The 18,087-nt window shown below is 41.5% G+C and carries 21 protein-coding genes and 1 pseudogene; all 22 read right to left on the bottom strand.

Translation table 11 applies throughout. The annotated features are described in order from the left end of the window. Positions 1 to 659: 659 nt before the first annotated feature. Positions 660 to 1,115 carry a hypothetical protein gene (locus tag Q0A12_RS10585; protein WP_291292614.1) on the bottom strand — a complete coding sequence of 152 codons (456 nt, stop codon included), beginning with the start codon at positions 1,113 to 1,115 and terminating at the stop codon, positions 660 to 662. A gap of 518 nt (positions 1,116 to 1,633) precedes the next feature. After that, entirely contained in the window at positions 1,634 to 2,956 is a 1,323-nt protein-coding gene (nox, locus tag Q0A12_RS10590; RefSeq protein ID WP_291292615.1) for a H2O-forming NADH oxidase, read from the bottom strand. 54 nt (positions 2,957 to 3,010) lie between these two features. Next, positions 3,011 to 3,289 (bottom strand): BMC domain-containing protein, encoded by a 279-nt coding sequence (locus Q0A12_RS10595; RefSeq protein WP_010769751.1) that lies wholly within the window; start codon positions 3,287 to 3,289, stop codon positions 3,011 to 3,013. Between the two features lie 21 nt (positions 3,290 to 3,310). Then, on the bottom strand, positions 3,311 to 3,964 hold the full coding sequence (locus tag Q0A12_RS10600) for a phosphate propanoyltransferase (RefSeq protein ID WP_291292616.1): 654 nt from the start codon (positions 3,962 to 3,964) through the stop codon (positions 3,311 to 3,313). 17 nt (positions 3,965 to 3,981) lie between these two features. Beyond that, on the bottom strand, positions 3,982 to 5,499 hold the full coding sequence (locus Q0A12_RS10605; protein ID WP_291292617.1) for an acetaldehyde dehydrogenase (acetylating): 1,518 nt from the start codon (positions 5,497 to 5,499) through the stop codon (positions 3,982 to 3,984). 481 nt (positions 5,500 to 5,980) lie between these two features. Beyond that, positions 5,981 to 6,223: pseudogene (locus tag Q0A12_RS16425) on the bottom strand (BMC domain-containing protein); the annotation flags it as partial. Further along, on the bottom strand, positions 6,220 to 6,819 hold the full coding sequence (locus Q0A12_RS10615; protein WP_291292619.1) for a cupin domain-containing protein: 600 nt from the start codon (positions 6,817 to 6,819) through the stop codon (positions 6,220 to 6,222). The pseudogene Q0A12_RS16425 and the gene Q0A12_RS10615, both read right to left, overlap by 4 nt. 15 nt (positions 6,820 to 6,834) lie before the next feature. After that, on the bottom strand, positions 6,835 to 7,098 hold the full coding sequence (locus tag Q0A12_RS10620; RefSeq protein ID WP_291292620.1) for a EutN/CcmL family microcompartment protein: 264 nt from the start codon (positions 7,096 to 7,098) through the stop codon (positions 6,835 to 6,837). Further along, the gene (locus Q0A12_RS10625; protein ID WP_291292621.1) at positions 7,092 to 7,385 is read right to left on the bottom strand and encodes a BMC domain-containing protein; all 294 of its coding nucleotides are present in this window, start codon (positions 7,383 to 7,385) and stop codon (positions 7,092 to 7,094) included. The genes Q0A12_RS10620 and Q0A12_RS10625 overlap by 7 nt, the downstream gene beginning before the upstream one ends. A gap of 24 nt (positions 7,386 to 7,409) precedes the next feature. Next, positions 7,410 to 8,234 carry an ethanolamine utilization protein EutJ gene (eutJ, locus tag Q0A12_RS10630; protein ID WP_291292622.1) on the bottom strand — a complete coding sequence of 275 codons (825 nt, stop codon included), beginning with the start codon at positions 8,232 to 8,234 and terminating at the stop codon, positions 7,410 to 7,412. Beyond that, positions 8,231 to 8,782 (bottom strand): hypothetical protein, encoded by a 552-nt coding sequence (locus Q0A12_RS10635; RefSeq protein ID WP_291292623.1) that lies wholly within the window; start codon positions 8,780 to 8,782, stop codon positions 8,231 to 8,233. Before Q0A12_RS10635 ends, eutJ begins: the two co-directional genes overlap by 4 nt. Next, on the bottom strand, positions 8,782 to 9,924 hold the full coding sequence (locus Q0A12_RS10640) for a 1-propanol dehydrogenase PduQ (protein WP_291292624.1): 1,143 nt from the start codon (positions 9,922 to 9,924) through the stop codon (positions 8,782 to 8,784). Before Q0A12_RS10640 ends, Q0A12_RS10635 begins: the two co-directional genes overlap by 1 nt. 25 nt (positions 9,925 to 9,949) lie before the next feature. Then, positions 9,950 to 10,378 carry a EutP/PduV family microcompartment system protein gene (locus tag Q0A12_RS10645; RefSeq protein WP_291292625.1) on the bottom strand — a complete coding sequence of 143 codons (429 nt, stop codon included), beginning with the start codon at positions 10,376 to 10,378 and terminating at the stop codon, positions 9,950 to 9,952. Next, positions 10,375 to 10,719: a BMC domain-containing protein gene (locus Q0A12_RS10650; RefSeq protein WP_291292626.1), complete on the bottom strand. Its 345-nt coding sequence runs from the start codon at positions 10,717 to 10,719 to the stop codon at positions 10,375 to 10,377. The genes Q0A12_RS10645 and Q0A12_RS10650 overlap by 4 nt, the downstream gene beginning before the upstream one ends. A 12-nt stretch (positions 10,720 to 10,731) precedes the next feature. Continuing rightward, positions 10,732 to 11,682, bottom strand: coding sequence for a choline TMA-lyase-activating enzyme (cutD, locus tag Q0A12_RS10655; RefSeq protein ID WP_291292627.1), 951 nt, complete (start codon positions 11,680 to 11,682; stop codon positions 10,732 to 10,734). A 17-nt stretch (positions 11,683 to 11,699) separates the two neighbouring features. Then, on the bottom strand, positions 11,700 to 14,228 hold the full coding sequence (gene cutC, locus Q0A12_RS10660) for a choline trimethylamine-lyase (RefSeq protein WP_291292628.1): 2,529 nt from the start codon (positions 14,226 to 14,228) through the stop codon (positions 11,700 to 11,702). Positions 14,229 to 14,252: 24 nt separating this feature from the next. Then, on the bottom strand, positions 14,253 to 15,698 hold the full coding sequence (locus tag Q0A12_RS10665; protein WP_291292629.1) for an aldehyde dehydrogenase family protein: 1,446 nt from the start codon (positions 15,696 to 15,698) through the stop codon (positions 14,253 to 14,255). After that, positions 15,699 to 16,022, bottom strand: coding sequence for a BMC domain-containing protein (locus Q0A12_RS10670; protein WP_291292630.1), 324 nt, complete (start codon positions 16,020 to 16,022; stop codon positions 15,699 to 15,701). A 17-nt stretch (positions 16,023 to 16,039) separates the two neighbouring features. Beyond that, positions 16,040 to 16,336, bottom strand: a complete 297-nt coding sequence (locus Q0A12_RS10675) for a BMC domain-containing protein (protein WP_291292631.1) — start codon at positions 16,334 to 16,336, stop codon at positions 16,040 to 16,042. A gap of 12 nt (positions 16,337 to 16,348) precedes the next feature. Further along, entirely contained in the window at positions 16,349 to 16,633 is a 285-nt protein-coding gene (locus Q0A12_RS10680) for a hypothetical protein (protein ID WP_291292632.1), read from the bottom strand. A gap of 1 nt (position 16,634) precedes the next feature. After that, complete coding sequence (locus tag Q0A12_RS10685; RefSeq protein WP_291292634.1) at positions 16,635 to 17,639, bottom strand: DMT family transporter; 1,005 nt, start codon at positions 17,637 to 17,639, stop codon at positions 16,635 to 16,637. 34 nt (positions 17,640 to 17,673) lie between these two features. Then, positions 17,674 to 17,949 carry a BMC domain-containing protein gene (locus Q0A12_RS10690; protein ID WP_291292633.1) on the bottom strand — a complete coding sequence of 92 codons (276 nt, stop codon included), beginning with the start codon at positions 17,947 to 17,949 and terminating at the stop codon, positions 17,674 to 17,676. Between the last annotated feature and the right edge of the window lie 138 nt (positions 17,950 to 18,087).

Genomic DNA, 18,087 nt, shown 5'->3' on the forward strand with positions numbered 1-18,087 from the left:
AAATCATCTTTTTAATGATTTCAACAGACATGTGCCGATGAACTATCATTCTTTCCTGTAGCCATCTGAAAAGGAACTTTATTAATTTTACATTAAAAAAATTAATCAAAAAAATTTATTTTCTTTCTAGCTGTACGCTGTTCGGAAAGATATTTTAGAATTATTCATGTTATTTAAAAGAGAGGCAAATGTATTGAATTTTCTTTATCATTTTTCAATTAATAGACGTTAAAAAATCCTCTTTCTTATTAGAAGAAGCCCTCAATTACTAGGAAGTCTGAAGAAAATTGAGCCCAATCCCTTCTTTGCTGTTCCTTTTTTTATCCCGAAATAAATCACCAGAAGCACCTAGTTTTGGACACTCCTTCCTCATCAAAAATAAAAGACACGGATCACCAGTAACGTTAGTCCCAAACCTTCTCCCTTCATTTCGGAAAAAGAAGGTAGCTAGTTCCAAAATGAGTTGATTAACTCCTATTTGCATACAATTACTTAGTTCCTCAGAAGGAAAAAGTGAGGCACAGGTAGCATTTATGCTTTTTTTATCCAAAAAATGGCAGAAATGAACGAGTTTCGTCATTTCTGCCACTTTTTCAGGTTGTAGATAGTTGCTCATAGGTTCAAAGTAAAGGGGTTCATCTATGTGCTAAACAACTTGATTATTCGTTAATAGGTGTAACGTTGATGTGAATTGTACGTATTGGTTTGTAATTAAATAGCGTGAAATAGAATTTATATTCTACTTTCCCACCACCGATATTTTTTCTTGAATATTCCTCGATACTGTTTTCGATTGTTCCTAGAGAAGAACCTGGGTCAGTAATTAGTTTTACATATAATCGATTTGACTTAAAGTCACGATTTAATTCTAACTTGTAACCACTGTATTTTGTTCCTTCGCCTCTTTGATCTTCGACAAATTTGAAGTGATCCACGCGGTCGTTATAAGTTACCTCTTTTACTAATTTACTACCTGTGACAGGTAGGCAAACAGGAGGAACACTTACAGTTTCCGCGTTTTGAGTTCCTACAGCATCTGCATGGGCAATATTCGTTTGAGCTGCCGCAATCGACAAGCCGCAAATTCCCGCTATGATATACTTACTTAGTTTCAAAATAATCATCTCCTTTAAGTTTATGAATAAACACCAACACTTTTACCATTAGTGTTTACTACAACAAATATTTATCATAAAAAGAAAGAGCCTTTTTTTATTTTTTTTAACCAGATAACCCCCTGCAAGAAAAAATAAATAAAATTTTCTGAGATAGGAGGGATTGCCTCTCCTACCGAAGATTTCTCTCCGAGTCTCCGTTCTTTTTTGCACTCCTCAAAAAAGAGCGAGAACTTTTTTAACGACTGTTTAAGAAAAAAACAACGGTGTTCTTCCCGTTTCTCTCGTAATCGATATCAAAAAGTGTGTATTACTACAACAAAATTTCTGCAACATCCCCTAAGAAAAGCAAAAAGGAAACGCCGAAGCATTTCCTTTAAGAATAGAAAACAGTAGTTGGCTTAGAAAGTTGTTTTTTCCCAGCTCATCCCTAGTGTCAAAAAAGAGCGGGCGTCCTGCGGCCGAAACAGCAAAGTGAACGCCTTGCTTTCATGCGACAACAGGAGAACAACTATGGGCTATTCAGCCGCCAACGCTGCCATTGTCATATAATTATACGGTTGATTAAAATGCGGTAAAAAGAAAATATCAAGTAGCTTCAATTCATCAATCGTGACTTGTTTTTGGATTGCTAATGAGAACATATGAATCGCCATTGAAACATCCATTTGTGAAGATAGCTGTGCACCGACGATACGCCGTGTTGCCTTTTCGTAGACAATCCGAATGGACACTTTTCCATTTTCCTTCATAAAGGTTGGCTTCTGATAATCCTCGTAATCGGTGTATAATACATCCATGCCGTACTTCTCAGCCGCTTTTACTGTCAAGCCTGTGGCAACCATGTGTAACCCGAAAATAGAAATTCCGTTGGAGCCTTGGACCCCGATCGCGTTTAACTTAACACCGGCAATATTATGTCCTGCGACGATTCCAGAACGTACTGCATTCGTTGCTAACGCAATATAGGTATCTTTTTGTAAAGCGTTCGAATAAATGGTGACACAATCTCCCACTGCATACACATCCGGATCACTTGTTTGTTGCGTTGCATCAACAAAATAAGCCCCATTTCTAAAGGTTTCTAAATGGTTTTGTCCAAGAGCATTATTTGGTAAAAAGCCAATCGCATGAATGACTAGCTCTACAGGATATTCCTGTTTATTCGTGACAATGGCCTCAACAGTTTCATGTCCTTTATAAGCTGTGGCAATTTCACCAAAATGAAGCTTAATGCCATGATCTGCCAATGTCTGATCCATTTTAGTAGAGAACTCAGGATCATAATAACTAGATAACGCCCCTGACTCGCCATCAAATAAATGAACATTTTTTCCCCGTCGTTGTATCGCCTCCGCAATTTCCACACCGATATATCCGGCACCTACAACTGCTACATTTTTAACTGCTGGATTATCAAGTAAGGCATCAATCGTCTTTCCGTCTTGGAAACTCTTCAGAAAATGAATATTTTTCAAGTCTTTGCCCGGGACATTTGGTGAGATAGGGCGAGAACCGGTAGCTAAAATCAACTTATCATAGGTTTCACAGTAAGTTTCGGTTGGATTTTGACAATAAACTTTTTTATGACAAAAATCGATCATCTCTACTTCGGTCTCTAGTGAAATCTTAGCCCCCTTCTTTTCCAATGCTTCTTTACTCGTGTAGAACAACTCTTCATAGGAATCGATTTGTCGTCCTACCCACAGGGCTGTACCGCATCCTAAATAGCTAAGGTTCGAATTTTTATCGATCATTACCACTTCATGACCAGTTTGAGATAATAATACATTGGCTGCTGCAATTCCGGCATGATTCGCGCCTATAATTATCGTTTTCATCTGTTATCTCCTATATAAAAAGGTGAAGCCCGCGAACGTCTCCACCTCATTTATTTACGCTTGCGCAGGCAAAATAGTTTCTACTTCTGCATGTGGACGAGGAATAACGTGAACAGAAAGCAACTCACCGACACGTTGAGCCGCTGCTGCACCGGCATCCGTTGCGGCTTTGACTGCCCCAACATCCCCGCGAACCATCACAGTCACGATTCCGCCGCCGACCATTTCTTTTCCGACTAATGAGACGTTGGCCGCTTTCACCATTGCGTCTGCCGCTTCAATTGATCCGATTAATCCTTTTGTTTCTACCATTCCTAAAGCATCTGATTTCATTATAATTTCCTCCGATTTATCTTAATTTTTTTGGATAACAATGTTTGTGTTTGATGTGACACCAAGTGCGTTTGCCTCTTCTGTATCGATATGACACTCAAGACCGGAATTTTCAACCGCCCGAATGATGACTTGATTTAAAGCTCCGCCTCTGGGACCGGTAAAATGGATGGTTACCTCTTCACCATCTGTGACACCAAATCGCTGCGCTTGTTCCGGAAGCATATGGATATGTCTTTTCGCAACAATCACACCTTCCTTCAGTTCAACGGAGCCATTTGGTCCAATTAGAGTTGCTCCTGCAGACCCTGCTAAATCTCCTGATAGTCGCAGAGGTGCTTTGATTCCTAATTTAAACGAGTCTCCTTGCAAGATTTCTACCTGAGATTGGTTTCTCACAGGCCCTAGAATCCGGACCTTTTCAATCACTCCTTTAGGTCCTGCAATAATGAGGGTCTCTTTGCACGCGTATTGTCCTGGCTGGGAAAGATCTTTCAATTTCGTTAATTGATACCCTGCACCAAATAGTTTATCGACATCCGATTGAGACAGATGTACATGTCGATTCGAAATCCCCACTGGAATTTCGTTGCTCGCTTGTTTCACTTCCAGATTTTGAAGCGTTGGAGCTAGCTTTTCTAGTAACATACCCAGTAGTTCTTCATAATTTTCCATTTTCTTCTCTCTCTTCACTATTGATTCATCGCAGCCAATACTTGACGAACCATATTTGCTAGATCTTCTATTTCAGGATCGGACTGAACTTTCGGCTGTTGACTGACAGTTTTTTGCCCTAGTTCTGATTCAGTTGAACAGCCTGTTTCCATATTGAAGGTCGGGTCATCTTTTACTAGCGTGGTGACATCTTTCAAACCGTAAGCAACTTTTTTGATGTTTAATAAGTGCTTAGGTCCTACATTTTCTGATACTGAACTTCCGCCAAATGTGCCGCATCCGAGGGTAAATGAAATCGGCAAGCCTGTGCTGATTCCTGTTCCCCCTTGGCTTCCGCCTGTGTTTACTAAGATTCTTGAAGCAGGTTTTGCTGCAAATTTCAAAACAATGTCCCGATCATTCGTATGAATACTCATCGTATGACCAATCCCATTTTGTAATAAGTCAATACTTAGCTGACAAGCTTCTTCCCAATCATCAACCACATAAAAAGCTAATACAGTGGTTAATTTTTCAAATGACAGTGGATAACCAGCTCCTACGCCTCCTTGTTCACCAATAAGCACTTTTGTATTCTCAGGAATATGAATGCCGGCTGCTTCGGCAATCACATGGGCATCTCGACCTACAAATTGGGCATTCATTGCATAGCCATTTTTAAAGAGTAATTGACAAACCTGATCTGTTTCCTCTTTAGACATGAAGTATCCGCCTTGTGCTTTCAATTCTCGTATCACTGCTTCTGAATTTGAACGCTCACAAATGATGGATTGTTCAGATGCGCAAATCGTGCCGTTATCGAAGGTTTTAGAAGCCATAATTTTCGCTACCGCCGACTTCACATCTGCCGTTTTTTCAATATAAGCAGGTGAGTTTCCAGCCCCTACGCCTAACGCTGGTTTTCCTGAACTGTAAGCTGCTTTAACCATTCCCGGTCCACCTGTTGCAATAATCAAGCTGACTTCTTTTGCATGTAAAAGCTCGTTGGTTCCAGCCATCGTTGGAAGAGACAAGCAACTGATAATTCCTTCTGGTGCGCCAGCTTCGACCGCTGCTCTGTTTAAAAGATCAGCTGCTTTTTTCGTACAGTCTAATGCGGAAGGATGTGGGGAAAAGACAATCGCATTTCTTGATTTCAAGGCAATCATCGCTTTAAAAATCACGGTTGACGTAGGGTTGGTTGAAGGAATGATCCCCAACACTAGTCCTACAGGTTCCGCAACATCAAAGGTGCCATTTGCTTGATTTTCATCAATGATACCAATCGTTTTTTGGTCTTTGATTTCTTCATACAATAAGGTTGATGCAGCATGATTTTTGTAGGCCTTATCCATGACTTTTCCAAATTTTGTTTCCTCCACAGCTCGTTTTGCTAAATCTACGGCGTGCTTGCTGGCTGCAGCTTTCATATTTTGTAAAATACGGTCAATTTGTTCCTCGGTAAATGTTGCAATTTGAGTAGCCGCAACTTTTCCTTTTCTCGTTAAATCACGAGCTTCTTGTACTGAACGTAAATCTTTATCAACTATTTCCATCTGAAACCCTCTATTCATTTATAATTAAGGAATCAATCAAAACTTGAATTAGTTTTGCTTTACTCATCTGATAGATTTCTTTTTTCGGACGACTAAATTCTTTTTGTTCTTTCGCCAATTTTCTCAAATCTGCTACTTTCATTTTTTGAAACTTCGCTTGAAGCAGCTCCCTACTTTCAGATGGACTAACCTGAGGTTGGGATAGTTTTGGCACCATTTTCTCTTGTTTCAATTCCTCTTGAACAACTTTCAAGATTTTTTCAGGCACTGTCAGCGACTCAGCAGGTGCTTTTGCTTGCTGCTGGGATTGCTGAACACCATTTCCTTCAGCTGTTTCATCTTTTTCCGCTAACCTTTTTGGTTGTTCTATTGCTGGGTCAACGGCAGGTTTCTCCAAAGAATCCAATTTAACCGCTTGTGTTTGCTGTTCCTCATCAGCTTTTGTTTTTTTGCATGAAACAAATGCTTCCGGCATAATTTCTGGTCGAGGAATCACATGTGCGGAAAGGAGGACCTGCTTTCCAAGCAGACTGACACTTGCTTTAGCAGACTGAACCGCTGCTTCAACTGCACCGACATCCCCTTCAACCATGACCGTATTTATGCCACCGCCAACTTGCGTACTCCCCAGTAAATGAACACTGGATGATTTAAGCATGACATCTGCAGCTTCAATTAAACCAATCATCCCATAGGTTTCAATCATCCCAATGGCTTGCTTCATTTACGGCTCGCCTCCTTTAGTTTTGTTGATAGCACGGAGGCAGAACCTTTAACGAGCCAGTCCGTTTTTGTGCCCTTTGGAATAAAGACTGTATCTCCTTGATGAGCGACGAATCGTTCCCCAGCAATGGTTAGGTCAACTGTGCCTGTGAGAATGTAGTTCACTGACTCTTGACCACTCGTCTCCTTGTAACAAGTGTCTTCAAGAGAGAGCAGATTTGCTGTCAGTCCACACTCTTTTGCGTGGACGATCTCTTGACTCTTAATGCATGGATTATCCGCTACAGGCGGCAGCTTAACAGTTGCTCCTTTAACGATCTTCAGACCGCTCTTATGATAACTAGCTTCATAGGGCTGATTGCCTGTTTCCGCTAAAAACTGTTTTAATAAAGCAATCAAGGCTTCTTTTGAAAATGGATCGGTTTCTGCCAATGTCTGAGCTGGATTTGAGCAAGTTCTTTCTACCCATTCCATTTGGTACTCTTCTGCTAAATCTTTTGCAGCTGGCGTAATAATCGTTTGACTATCCACAAAGATAGCGGTAGCGCCTTCTTCGTGATAGCTTTCTACTTCCTTTAGGCTAATTAATTTTTTCATTCTGTCACACTTTCCTTATGCAGATTCGCAGCTTTCATCGACGATACCCACAACGGCCGCATCAACGGGAATGAGATCATCTTCAAGCATTCTTCTGGCAGCCGATCCGGTAGTTACAATGACCCTATCTCCAATTCCGGCACCAATCACATCGCAGACGATTAGGCGCTCGCCATCCCGTGAGCCTCCGGAAATTTCTGCGATCATCAGCTTTAAGCCATTTAATTTTTCAGATTTACGAGTAGCCCAAATCGTATCTATTAACTGTGCGATTACCATTTTTTCGTCTTCTCTTTCTTCTGAATCTCTTCAATAGCTGCAGTCACAGAGGCTGTATCACCAAATATCGCTAACATCACCATATTTTGCGGGCAGCTCCCGCGAATATCTTCTACAGTTACACCAACTGCTTTTTCAGCAACATCTGCCGCGCAAACCATCTCAATAAGTTTCCCTTGGACCAAACCAATTGCATCTGGCTTTTCCAGTGTATCCTTTGAGCCTTTTCTACGATTGACAATCGCTAGTGTCCCTTCTCCAGGTGATTTTATAATCCGACAATCCATTCTTTTCCCCTCCTATCCTATCAGTTAATCGGTACAGCTTAACGCAATCCCTAATGGAGTAACAAACATCGGATTCACCGGCTTGTACGTCTTGATTCCTGTTGTCTTTTGAATGACTTGCTCAATATTTTTTAAACAAGCCGTTCCGCCAACTAAGTAAATAGCTGGGATCTTATAGCCTTCAGTTTGCTGCACAATAATCGACGAAATTTTTTCAATAACAGGTTTCAGTGTGACCAATAACTCATTGTGATTTTTAGGGTCTCGTTTATACAGTTCTGCTTCTTGAAAGGAGTACTTATAGGAACCCGCAATCACTAAAGACAAATGAGTGCCGCCAGTTGCTTCATCCGCAACTTTGACCACCTTTGAATTCTCTAAAATGGAGATTCCGGTAGTTCCGCCACCGATATCCACAACCGCTCCTTCCGTAACTTTCAACAGCTGGTTCGCTGCAGTCGGTTCATCTAATAGATTCGTCAATTCAAACCCTGCGCTTTGGACAACATTTTTTATGGCACCCCCATCAAGCGCATCTGTGCCAGGAGGTAAAGAAGCCGCCGCATAAAAAAGCTCAGTAGCCAGCTTTTTTTCTAGCTCTGCTTTTAGTTCTTTGACGATCTCCACCGCACCGATATAGTCAACAATCATGCCATCGCGAACAACATCTGCGTACCGATAAGCTCCGGCAACCGGTTGATAGTTCTCATCTAAAACAGCAAGCACAATGCACGCTGTCCCTAGATCGACTCCTGTATAGTAAATGCTTGAAGGATGCATTTTTGGTTTTTGAATCGTCTTTTCAAATTCAGCAACAAATTGATTACATTCTTCTATATCCTTTTTCATTGACCGGCTCCTACTAATTGTTTTCTAAATTCATTCAGTTGCTTATTGATCATCCGAAGACTATTTTGACATTGTGGATACTTGCCATGGATGAAATGGATGAATTCTTCGATTTTTTTCAATTTAATCAATAAATTCCCGTGACGGCTAAACAAATGAACCGCCTCTAGTTCAAAAACTTCCGGCTCAAACACTGTTTCTGTCAAGGGATCCATTCGATCGTCGTCTTTTCCAAGTGTCTCTTTGACCTCTTGTTCTAGCTTTAACAGTTCTTGACTCATCGTTACCGAATAGTTCATCGCTAGAATCGCTGCTTCATATAATTCGCAAGAAAGCCATCCTTTATAAAATGAAAACTCTGGTAACTCTGCCACTTCTGCTACGGCTTCTATGTTTTCAGGTGCTTGCGCTTCAATTAATGTAATTTTTTTATCAATCAGAAATTGTTTTCCTTCTGGTGTTAAACGTTCCTCAGGCTGTAAAGTAAGTTCGTGAAAAGGTGCTTTTCGATACGTTGTTCTTAGCTCGCTTTCCGTGATAAAATGCATTAATAGCCACCTCTTAGTAACCCCTTATAAATTTTTTCTAGTTCTTCTTGAGTCACTTGCCGAGGGTTTGTTGACGTACAGGGATCTTTCAACGCTTTTTCCGCCATTTCAGGAATTGCCGCTTCATAGCTTTCAAGGTCAATTCCACATTCACCTATTGTTTTCGGAATATCCAGCTGTCTCAATTTACGGTTTAGTCCTGAAATAAATGCATGGACCGTCGCTTTAGGGGTACCTGCAGTGAATCCTAATAAATTCGCAATTCTTTGATAAACCAGTAAACTTGGCAGCTCTTCAGCCAAATCCAATCCTGCGTTATAGCTGATTACATGAGGCAGTAATAATGCATTTGCTCGGCCGTGAGGGACATGAAATTTTCCACCTAAGGCATGTGCTAAACTATGACAAATCCCCAGTGACGCTTCACTGAAGGCAATTCCCGCTAAACAAGAAGCATTATGAATGGTCTCTCGTAACGCTAAATTTTCTCCTTCATTAAATACACAAACGAGTTCTTCCCAAATCATACGCAGCGCTTTTTCTGCACAGGCATCGGTAAAATCTGTGGCATTGGTCGAAGCCAAAGCCTCCATACAATGGGTGAACACATCGATCCCTGTATCTGCTGTCACATTTTTGGGAACACTTATCGTTAGTTCAGGATCAAGAATCGCCAAATCTGGAATCATTCCCTCATCCACCAACGCATACTTTCCATCATTTGCTGGATCTGAAATCACTGAAAATGCTGTAACCTCACTTCCAGTTCCACTTGTTGTTGGAAGACAAATCAGGGGCATCTCTGCTGCTTGATCTGCCGTTTGCACCATTTTTCTGATTGCTTTTGCTGCATCCATCGCAGAGCCACCGCCCAAGGCAATCAAGCTATCTGGCTGGTGTTTAATGACCTCAACCAATCCTTTTGTCACAATCTCAATGGTTGGATCAGGAACAATTTCTGAAAATATTGGACAGGACATTTGTTTGGCTTCAAAGAGTTGAACGATTTTCGCTGCCGTTCCATTTTTTACCATGAATGGGTCACAGATGAGCAAAGGACGTTGCATCGTCAGATTTCCCAATTCTTTTACACTACCCGCTCCTGTGATAATTCTTGTTGGCATTTTAAATTGTTTGAACAAATAATCTCCTCCTTTCATTCCTTCGTTATTTCGCTTCCTTCTTGCTGATAGGTACATTGCTTTCTTCAAAAACAATGGATTGATAAGGAGGCATGCACCCAATTTCCATCAGCTCGCGTTCAGCTTGTTCGCTTGTTTTTTTAGCTTGCCTTGACCCATGGCTTACGATTCCCCCTTTTCTAGGAACTTGAAAGACCCTGGCAAATCCGGGAGGGTATCGCTTTTTATTGTTCAAGGAAACTAAAAACAAAACTTCGCTGGCTTCTTGTTGTAAGGCAATAATATGTTTATGCATCCATGGACACTCAAGATAGGCACTTGGTACCAAAATGGTTTTATTCGTGTAGAGAAGATTGGCTAGTTTTCGAATGGGCTGATTGGTTGCCTCGATTGTTTGAGCGACCTTGCGATTTTCATCATCGTCGACCCCTACAATTAAGATGCGTTTTTTCATGATTTCGTCACAGGAACCACTTCAAAATTCAATAGATTTTTCAATCCAGAAACAACGGATTCCAATGCCACTTCCACACTTTCCACATCTCCATTCAATAAAACAGAACCGGTAAATCGATCCAGAAATCCCACCGTCACTCCAGCACTTTTCCCGGCGATATCGGCTGCAATAATTGCGGCTTCATAAGGAGAAATCGTTAAAATTCCGATAGCACCATTGTTTTCTACCCCTAATGACTGATAGATTTCTTCGATGGGGGCTGCAATCACATGTGCTAAAGTGACTTGTTTTCCTGGAACCGACTCTTCAATCACACGCTGAGCGATTAATTCAGACATTTTTTCACCTCTCTAGTGTCGAATGACGCGGACAGGGAAATCATAGCCCTTGATCCAGCCTTCAATTCGATCCAAATCCGATTCTAGAAGAGACGGATCTCCTTCCACAGGATATTCCATGCCCAATTGGCCATATTTATTGACCCCTAATTTGTGGTAGGGCAACAGATCAATGCCTTTAAAGTTGGGATACTCTTTATAGGGAAGTAAGAAGTCAATAATTTGCTGAATCTCTTCTTGACTATCATTAATCATCTTCAACATCGGCATTCTGATTTGTATCTGATGTCCTTCTGCTAATAATTTTTTCAAGTTCTCTAAAATTCGTTCATTACTAATTCCCGTCAACTCGTTATGTCTCACAGGATCCATATGCTTTAAGTCAAACAAGAACAAATCGACATATTCGGCAATCGCCAGTATTCGGTCCATTCTTGAATGCCCGCAAGTTTCAATGGCTGTGTGTAATCCATCTGCTTTGCATGCTTGCAGTAATGCAAGAGCTGCCTCTGGTTGGGCGGTGCATTCTCCTCCACTGAGGGTCACACCGCCGCCAGATTGCTCATAAAACATGTCATCTTCATGGATGACTGCCATCAGCTCTGAGATCGTTCTGATCTCACCTGTGATATTCAATGCTGCCATTGGACACACAGCGACACAAGCGCGACAACCATTACATGCTATATCGCGTCGAACTTGATGGGAACCTTCTTCATCAATGTAATGGATACCCATCGGACACACGTCAACACAAGCATGGCAATCACTACAAACGCTCTCTTTGTACATGACTTGGAATTTCCGTTCAATTCCTTCAGGATTGGCGCACCACTGACACTTCAATGGACACCCTTTAAAAAAGACGATCGTGCGAATCCCTGGTCCATCATACAAGCTATATTTTTGAACATTAAATACCATTGCCGAGCGCTCAATGAGCGACGTGTTTTGAGTATCCATCTCTTCATCTCCCGTTGTTAAAACTTAGTTAACATTGTTCGACTAATAATTTCATCCTGTACATCTTTACAAAGTTCAACAAAGAATGCACTATATCCTGCAACTCGAACAATCAAGTCACGGTATTCTTCTGGATGTTCTTGGGCCGCTAACAATGTATCGTTATCTAAATAGTTAAACTGCATTTCCCCGTTTCCTAAGACACTGGCTGTCTTAAGTAACGTAATTAAGCTTTCTTCACCTTCAGGAGTGTCTAGCATCCCTGACATAATCTTGAAGTTATGAACCATTCCCATGTTCATAGTATCGTTTGCCATCTTGGAAACCGATTTGACGATGGCGGTTGGGCCTTTGAAGTCGGCACCTTGTGTTGGACTAATACCATCAGATAATGGCACCCATGCTTTCCGTCCATTCGCAGAAGCACCAGTTAATTGACCTAAAGGTGTGTTGTTGGAAATCGATAACGTGCCATGACACAATTCAGAGAATAGTGTTTTATATTGGCGATGTTCCGCTTCTGTGAAGTGAATCAAGTCTGCCGCAATTAAATCCGCATAGTCATCGTCATTGCCATACTTAGGTGCATTTAAGCAGTCTGTACGTATTTGGTCGTAGCCGACAAAATCCGCTTTTAAGGCTCTGTTTAGTTCTTCAAGCGTATATTTCTTTTCCTCAAAGACCAGTTTCTTAATGGCTGCCATTGAATCCGCATAAGTCGCTAACCCTGACCAGACAACCCCAGGACCAAAGTTATACATCGCGCCGCCAGCTGAAACGTCTTTGCCGTTTTCCATACAGCCTTCATACATGATAGACATCAATGGTTTTGGTGCAAGATCTCGATGAACTCTTTGAGTGATGACAGTTGCAACAGATGACCATTTGGTGACATAACGAATCTGTTCTTTGACCGCTTCTTCAAATTCTTCATATGTTTTGTAACTTGAGATCGGTCCTAAATCAGGACAAACTTTCTTCCCATACCACAACGGCACACCTTGATTTAAGACTAGTTCGATACAGATCGGCCATTGCGTATACGCAGTTGATGTCCATTGATACAAACGACCTGATTTTTGCGGCTCTACACATCCCATCAAGCAATAATCACGTGCATCTTCCACAGATACACCTTTTGCTAACATCATTTTGATATGTGTATCATCGAAGTGACAGGCAGGAAACCCAATTCCGGCGCGAACCACATCAACAATTTTTTTCAAATATTCTCTAGGCGAGCGGTTGTGAATACGACACGCTAAAGATGGCTGATAAACTTTTACATGGCGAACCGCATCCATCAGTAGGTACGTTAATTCATTCGTTGCATCGCGGCCTTCTCTCGTTACTCCACCCACACACATGTTGACAAATGGTTGGTATCCCGCAAAGAATTTAGACCCGCCTTCACTGGTAATCCACATCATTTCTGACATCTTGATCAACATACAACCTGCTAATTCAAACGCTTCGTGGTTCGTTAAGCGACCGGAATCAAGATCGTTTTTAAAGAATGGGTACATGTATTGATCCACACGTCCAATGGACATCCCTGTTTGATTTTCTTCAACGACCAATAAAGATTCAATCGTCCAAACAGCTTGAATTGCTTCCCAGAATGTTTCTGGCTTATTCGCTGGAACTTTTGCGTTTACTTCTGCAATCTTTTGAAGCTCCATTTTGCGTTTCGGATTCGTTTCTTTGGCAGCAAGTTCTTTGGCATAGTCAGACATCCGTTGCGCATAAATCATGACGCCTTCCGCCGTTTCGATTTGCGCTTTGTAGAAATAGATTTTGTCCATATCATCTGGATTGGCGTAATCTAATGCCTCTAATTTTTCTTGCGCTTCTTTTTGGATGTCCAACATCCCTTTTTTCATCAAAATAACGTCGTATCCAGGGTTAGAATCGCCACCGCCATTTAATTGATGGTAGGAACAATCAGAAACAAAGGATTCTCCAGAAAGTTCCCAAACCCCAGCTTCCCGGAATTGATCTTCACAATGTTCATCCACAGATTTGCCTTTCCAAAATGGGAAAAGCTCTTCACGCATAATTTTTTTATCTTCTTCAGAAATATGGAAGGGATCTTGTGGACGAGAAGAAATGGTATCAATCTCTTCTTCCATCCAGCGCCAAGCGATATCCGGAGAAAATGAACCGGCTCGGGGTGCGCCATTTGGAGCCCCAACAATCAACTCATTCTCTTGAATCACTAAAGGTGCCGTTTCGCAGCAACGCTTAAATGCCTTCGCCCTTAGAACGCTTTTAGGCATTCCTGGATTTTCTTTGGCCAGCTCTGTAATAACTCGGGCCCGGTGCGTCGTAATTGTCGGAACCTGTTTTAAATAGTTTTCCTTCAAAGCGCTAAGTCGTGGCGTAATCCCATTTGGAACCACAGTTGCATCACTAGAGTCACTCTCAGAAGGTGTTTCTGCATGGTCTGCGACTGTTGCAAACATCTTCATTAATGCATTGCGCTCTTCTGCGCTTAATTCTTTGGTTGCTTCAGCTAGTTTGGCTGAGAACTCGTTTATATCCATCGTATTCCCTCACTTTTCAACAAATTATTTTTCCAACATTTTCTTTAAAACTTTTTCAAGCAACTGAGCCTGTACTTGTGCGTCTTGCAAGTTGTTGGCAGTAGTTTTCTCTTCGAGACATTTGCTTGAGGCATAACCAATTTCACGCGTGTAGGTCAGATTCACTGGTGTAATATTCTCTGCACTAATCCCTAATCCTCTGGTAAAACCGCCTAAAATAGGTGACAGCGGCAATGTCGAGCCGATCCCCATACTTGAAAAGCTCGCCGGGGCATTAACGACCATCCGTGCAACGGGCTTTTTCAATGCGAATTCATTTACAATCATTGGCTCTTTGGAATGAATCGCTAACGTATGACCATCGTTCTTTTCTTGAAGCAAATGTATGGCTTTTTCACAAGCATGCTGCCAATCGGGTTCTCTATAAAACACTAGGATGGGACAATTCATTTCATTCACAAATGGGTCTTGCTCATGTACATAACTTTGTTCAGAAATTAAGAGTCGTTTGTCTGGTGGTATTTGAATCCCCGCATGTTTCGCCAGCCATGCTGCACTTTTTCCAACACAGCGCTCTTGAATACCATCCTTTTTCGGTTGTAATAAAGAAACAAGCTGCTTCTCTTCTTCTTTTGACAGGAAGTATCCGCCGTTTTGGATCAACTCACTTTTTACTTTCTCTGCGATCGTGCTTTCAACAATCAAATATTGTTCTGAAGCAGGCAACAATCCGCAATCATACGCGCGACTTTCAATAATCATTTTTACAGCGGCTTGCGTATCAGCAGAACGCTCGATAAAGACTGGTGTCGCTCCCGATCCGCCATAAATGATTGGTCTCTTAGGAATGGTTGTGTCAGTATATTTTTTTTGCCCTAAAACCAAAATTACGGCTGCTGACGGACTATTGATAATCTCTTGCGTGCCACATTCTGTTACGTTCTCGATGCAGTGGATACTTCCTCTAGGCAGCCCGTTGCAAAGACCAATCTCTTGCATCTTTTTAATAACCAAGGTCGCCGTTTTAGTTGCTTTCACATGAGGAATCGCGATCATTGCATTCGCAGATTGAAGTCCTGCAAAAAAGCTGTAGAGCGTGTGGATGACCACATTTTCTGAAGGCAGCAGGACTGGAATGACACCTAACGGAACACCTACTTGCAAAATTTTCCCCGCAGAATCTTTTGCTGTAGCGCCGATATAAGTTCTATCCCCAATCTCTGCTTCCATCGCCTTTAAAAATCGAAGAACAAAGGCTTCTTTCTCTTTCTGACAGCCCTTGCCTGTTTCTTCTATCTCACAAGAAACATAGTCCGAAATCAATGGTTGGACTTCACGGATCATTACTCGGACAAGGTTATGGAAAAATTCTTGCCCATAGTCTTTCATCAAAAACTGCGCATTCTTTGCTGTTTCTAAGACAATTCGTGCTTCTTGAATAGATAGTAAATCTTTATCTACATCATGCATTTATGATGCATCTCCCTCCTCTTCAGGTAAAAGGTTGGCTAACTGATAACGCTTAATAAGTTTATTTAAATCGGCATGTGGACTGGCGATCACAACTGAGCTGTAGACTTCTGCGTTCATTTTTTCCACTGCTGCAATTCCGGCTTCCACCGCTGAATGACAAGCCGCGACATCTCCTTGAACAATCACTGAGATGTAACCGGAGGCAACATTTTCATAGCCTACCAGCTCTACATCAGCTGCCTTACACATCGCATCACAAGCTTCTAAAACAAAAACTAAGCCGAATGTTTCAATCGCACCGATTGCTTCATATGTTTTCACTCGATTTCCTCCCTCAACTAATCCTCTACTGCATGAACAGAGACAATATCTCCAACGTGCGAAATAGGTCTAGGCATGACGTTTTGTGCGGTTAGCTTCCCAATCTCACTAGCAGCTTTTGCACCCGCTGCTACAGAAGCTTCCACCGCTGCAACATCGCCTTTAATCATGACTGTGACTAATGTAGAGCCAATGTTTTCATAGGAAATTAATTCCACATTTGCTGCTTTCAACATCTCATCTGCTGCTTTCAAAGCGGGTACCAACCCAATTGTTTCCACTAATCCTAAAGCTTCTTCACCACGATACTTCAAGTGATTTCCCCCTTATGCCTTTCGATATTTCTTATCAACATACTTATCAACCGTTGACCGACCTTCTTGTGTCATGCGGTAGAAGCAAACCAATTCGTCTTTTTCATCCACCTCATAGCTGGTAAGCTCAACTAAGCCATTCGCCTCTAGCGCCATGATATGTTCGACGTATAATTTCTTATTAAACTGACTTTCGCTTCCATAAATAGGTTTTAACCTATCCATAATTTGATTCACATTCAGTTCTTTTTCACCATATAATTCATTTAATACGGCTGTTCGACTAGGTAAAAGCATCTTACGCCTCCCCCTTTTTGAATAAATCTAAAGGATTCATTGTTACTAAAATTGCTCCGATCACGATGACAACTGAGCCAATCACCATCGTTGGTGTTAATGCTTGTCCTAAGAAAATCACGCTGAAGATAACACCCCAGAAAGCATAGGTAACATTCAAAGACATACCCACAGCTGTTCCGACCATTGCGTTAGATTTGTACCAAGTTAAGAAGGAAACCCCGGCACTTAAACCGGATAATATCAGCCATAGCACAGGAGTCACTGCTGCCAATGTCCCCACAAATAAATTCAAGCCACCAATAATAGGCAAAATAAGCACAATAACGAACAAGCCTGAAATCAATTGGCGAAGATTTACAGCAACATCCGTATCAATCATTGCTCCGCCAAAACTTGAAAAGACACCTTCTAATCCCCAAGAAATTGCAGCGATAAAGGCACAAATAATACCCAAAGTAAAATTAGGTGCGCCATCTGGTTTCACCATATTGATCGTAATTGCCCCAGCCACCACAACGATCATGCCAAAGATGATTCGCGGCGTTGGTTTTTGTTTTAAGAAAATCCAAGAGAACAAAGCACCAAACAACCCGCATGTCGCTGAGATTGGAATCGCGTAAGCTCCTGCCATCGCTAACCCCACTAGATAAGCGCCATTGGCTACAGGTCCTCCTAAAAGAAAACCAATGACAAGCATTTTTCCTGGCCTTGTCGCCAACATTCGGCGCATTTCTTTCAGTTTTCCTTGTTTGGCGTTATAAAATAATAGAAAAATTCCAGCAAAAAAATCATTTAATCCAGAACAAACAAATGGGGCTGCTAGAATACCTGTCGCACTAATTAATGGATCGTAGCCACTTGCAACAACCACTAATGTTGAATAGATACCATAAGTAATCCCGGAAACAAGTCCATTCGTAATCCCTTTTACCCGGAACCCTTTGCTTGCCTCTTTCATTTTTGTGTCTGCATTGACATATGAAACACTTTTTCCACTATCCATTTTTTCATTTCCTTTCATCAAAGATTCCCTGAAATTATTTATTTGGTAAAATCGTTTCTACTTCCGAATGTGGTCTAGGAATGACATGAACAGACAATAATTCACCCACACGTTCTGCTGCTGCAGCCCCTGCATCCGTTGCAGCTTTCACTGCACCAACATCTCCTCTAACCAAAACCGTTACGATCCCACCGCCAACAAGCTCTTTTCCGACTAACGATACATTTGCGGCTTTCACCATTGCATCTGCTGCCTCGATTGATCCGATTAATCCTCTTGTTTCTACCATTCCTAATGCATCATGCTTCATAGTTTTCTTCCTTTCACCTTTTAATAAAATCATGTTTTATTAAAACGCTTTATTTTGATGGTTTCATCATATTTCCTGACCTTAGGGGAACAGTCAATGATTTTTTTGTTATAGTACATAAAATAGGAAGAGTATAAC

Origin of the sequence: Enterococcus sp. (assembly GCF_022711995.1) — a bacterium.
In the GTDB taxonomy this organism is placed as follows: domain Bacteria; phylum Bacillota; class Bacilli; order Lactobacillales; family Enterococcaceae; genus Enterococcus_D.